The organism is Aeromonas sp. ASNIH8 (assembly GCF_002919855.1).
Classification (GTDB): domain Bacteria; phylum Pseudomonadota; class Gammaproteobacteria; order Enterobacterales; family Aeromonadaceae; genus Aeromonas; species Aeromonas caviae.
On sequence record NZ_PQLN01000188.1, the window covers coordinates 1 to 2,997 of the forward strand.

2 protein-coding genes and 1 pseudogene are annotated in these 2,997 nt (G+C 56.6%); 1 reads left to right on the forward strand and 2 read right to left on the reverse strand.

Translation table 11 applies throughout. From position 1 onward, the window contains the following. Positions 1-126 precede the first annotated feature (126 nt). Together C3418_RS25040 and C3418_RS23180 are read right to left on the reverse strand one after the other, a co-directional pair. Positions 127-327 (reverse strand): annotated as a pseudogene (locus C3418_RS25040) (hypothetical protein); the annotation flags it as partial. Positions 328-808: 481 nt separating this feature from the next. After that, on the reverse strand, positions 809-1,234 hold the full coding sequence (locus C3418_RS23180; protein WP_043156375.1) for a DUF4124 domain-containing protein: 426 nt from the start codon (positions 1,232-1,234) through the stop codon (positions 809-811). Positions 1,235-1,504: 270 nt separating this feature from the next. Here C3418_RS23180 and fabV point away from each other — a divergent pair, with 270 nt between their 5' ends. After that, positions 1,505-2,698 (forward strand): enoyl-ACP reductase FabV, encoded by a 1,194-nt coding sequence (gene fabV, locus C3418_RS23185; protein WP_041212832.1) that lies wholly within the window; start codon positions 1,505-1,507, stop codon positions 2,696-2,698. Positions 2,699-2,997: the final 299 nt, after the last annotated feature.

Here is a 2,997-nt window from a genome sequence, read left to right on the forward strand (position 1 = left end):
GCGAACCGGAATTGCCAGCTGGGGCGCCCTCTGGGAAGGCTGGGAAGCCCTGCAAAGTAAACTGGATGGCTTTCTTGCCGCCAAGGATTTGATGGCACAGGGGATCAAGATCTGATCAAGAGACAGGCTGTGATGCTTGCCGATCACCTCGTCACGTTCAAATCCCACGATCTTGAGAAACAGCGCGTTGGCGAAGGTGACCACTCCCGCCGGGGTGAACTGGACGAAGGGGACCTGCAACTGGATAGCCTGTTCAAATGCCCCCAGCTCCACCACCCTTGCCGCTTGCTCACTGGCTTCCTTGCTTGCTTTTTGATTCCAGAACATGACAGCGCTCCTCCATGAGACCCTTGAATGGGATAACGACCAAATATGAGTAAATTAACAATAGCATTGCGTCCTGATGAGTCGTCATCGTACTCAAATTAACTTTTTATTTTTCAATGTTGATAAATAGCTTCTTAATTGTAGGGTCTCGTACCAAGGTTATTTATCTCGTGGACCGCTTTGGGCCCCAGGGAATATTGGCATGAAGGCGCCTCTTTTGGCACTGACAATTGTCACGATGCCCCTATATATCGCCTTCGTATGAACCCTGTGGCACGTCAGGGATCTCGGTGGGGATAAAGTTGAGTCTTCTGGAACGCGGTGAAATTAGGTGGCTACGGGGATCGGGAAAAAGCCGCTATCTGACTCTCTGGTGTGAGAAATAAACGGCCAAGGGTGTGAGTTTTTGGATATCCGGCATGTGTGAACCCGTGACGACATTGCCGCTTCGGTATATTTTCTGTCCCGAAACAGGGAGTGTTTATTTTGCCTGCAAGGTAGAGAGTTTCTGGTTCAGGGACTCAATCTCTTTCTGATATCGGGTAGTGACCGACTGCATCTCTGCCGAGACATTGCGGGATCTTGCCTTGTTCTCCGTGATCTGGGTCATCTCGTTGTTCATCTTCTGCTTTTTGGCCTCGATCTCGGTGCGCAGAGCCTCGGCCTGGCGTTGTTTCTGGCCGTTCGCCAGGCTCTGCTCTATCTCCCGGGTCTGGTTGGCCGCCTGCTCCACCGCCTCGGGGGAGGGGGTATAGACATTGAGTACCATGGGTTTGGCGTCGCTGCTGCAGGGGATGTCGCTGAAGGTGATCTGCCCATCGCGGGCGCATTGATAGACAGCCGCCTGGACAACGGGGACGTTGGCAAGCCCCAGGCAGGCGAGAGAGATGACCAGCATGCGTGACATAGACTCCTCCTTGAATCCTCTTCCTTGCACACTAGTACATGGCGCAAGGTCAGACAACGGCCTCGTTCCGGGTGTGACATTCCGGTCCTCACGTCGCCTCTCTCTGGTCCATGGCGGGGAGATCTCCTGCGCAATGGGTGTGCCATGGCGGCACAAAGCGACGGATCCCTGCCTGTTTCCCCGCAGTTCAACACATCAGAGCACCATAACGGGCCGCAATGAGGTATCTTATGCCCCGATTTCATCCATCAAACGGATAAGAGACAACACATGATCATCAAACCCAAGGTTCGCGGCTTTATCTGCACCACCACCCACCCGGTTGGTTGTGAAGCCAATGTTCGTCGCCAGATCGCTTACACCCAAGCCAAGGGCGCCATCGAGAATGGCCCCAAGAAGGTGCTGGTGATCGGCGCTTCCACCGGCTATGGTCTGGCCTCCCGCATTGCCGCAGCCTTCGGCAGCGGAGCTGCCACCATCGGTGTCTTCTTCGAAAAGCCGAGCTCCGAGACCAAGACGGGCTCCGCCGGCTGGTACAACTCCGCCGCCTTCGACAAGGCCGCCAAAGAGGCCGGCCTCTACGCCAAGAGCATCAATGGCGATGCCTTCTCCCACGAGTGCCGTGCCAAGGTGATCGAGCTCATCAAGCAGGATCTGGGTCAAATCGATCTGGTGGTCTACTCCCTGGCCTCTCCGGTGCGCAAGCTGCCGGACACCGGCGAAGTGGTGCGCTCCGCCCTCAAACCCATCGGCGAGGTCTACACCTCCACCGCCATCGACACCAACAAGGATCAGATCATCACCGCCACCGTCGAGCCGGCGAATGAGGAAGAGATCCAGAGCACCATCACCGTCATGGGCGGCCAGGACTGGGAACTGTGGATGGCGGCTCTGCGCGATGCGGGTGTGCTGGCTGACGGTGCCAAGTCCGTGGCCTACTCCTACATCGGTACCGACCTGACCTGGCCAATCTACTGGCATGGTACCCTGGGCCGAGCCAAGGAAGATCTGGACCGTGCCGCCACCGCGATCCGTGGCGATCTGGCCGCCAAGGGGGGGACCGCCCACGTGGCCGTGCTCAAATCCGTTGTGACCCAGGCCTCCTCTGCCATTCCCGTGATGCCGCTCTACATCTCCATGGCCTTCAAGATCATGAAGGAGAAGGGCATCCACGAGGGTTGCATGGAGCAGGTGGACCGCATGATGCGCACCCGCCTGTACGGCGCCGACATGGCGCTGGACGAGCAGGCACGCATCCGCATGGATGACTGGGAACTGCGTGAAGACGTGCAGCAGACCTGCCGTGATCTCTGGCCCTCCATCACCACCGAGAACCTCAGTGAACTGACCGACTACACCGGCTACAAGCAGGAGTTCCTGCGCCTGTTCGGTTTCGGTCTGGACGAGGTGGACTACGATGCGGACGTGAATCCGGACGTGCAATTCGACGTGGTCGAGCTGTAAGTCGGTCACCAGCACAGACAGGGCCCTGCGGGGCCCTGTTTTTTTGCAGCAGACTCAACCTGTTGCCTCAGGTTTATTATCCGCGATCACCTTTTTCCCCGAACAAACCCGCTAGGCTTGCGCTGTCCGGATCACAGACGGCACCGCCGAGGTACGAAAGTCATGACCACATCCTCAGAGATCCCCTCATTTTTAGAGACTCAAATAATTCCAAGTGTGCGGGTATATAAGCGGTGTTGCTTCAGGTAGTAGATAAATTTATCCATCAACAAGACCGCATTGGCTTCTTTCATTTTAGG

Coding starts and splice junctions, on each gene's coding strand:
- C3418_RS23180 (WP_043156375.1), bottom strand. CDS start 1,234: ATGTCACGCATGCTGGTCATCTCTCTCGCCTGCCTGGGGCTTGCCAAC.
- fabV (WP_041212832.1), top strand. CDS start 1,505: ATGATCATCAAACCCAAGGTTCGCGGCTTTATCTGCACCACCACCCAC.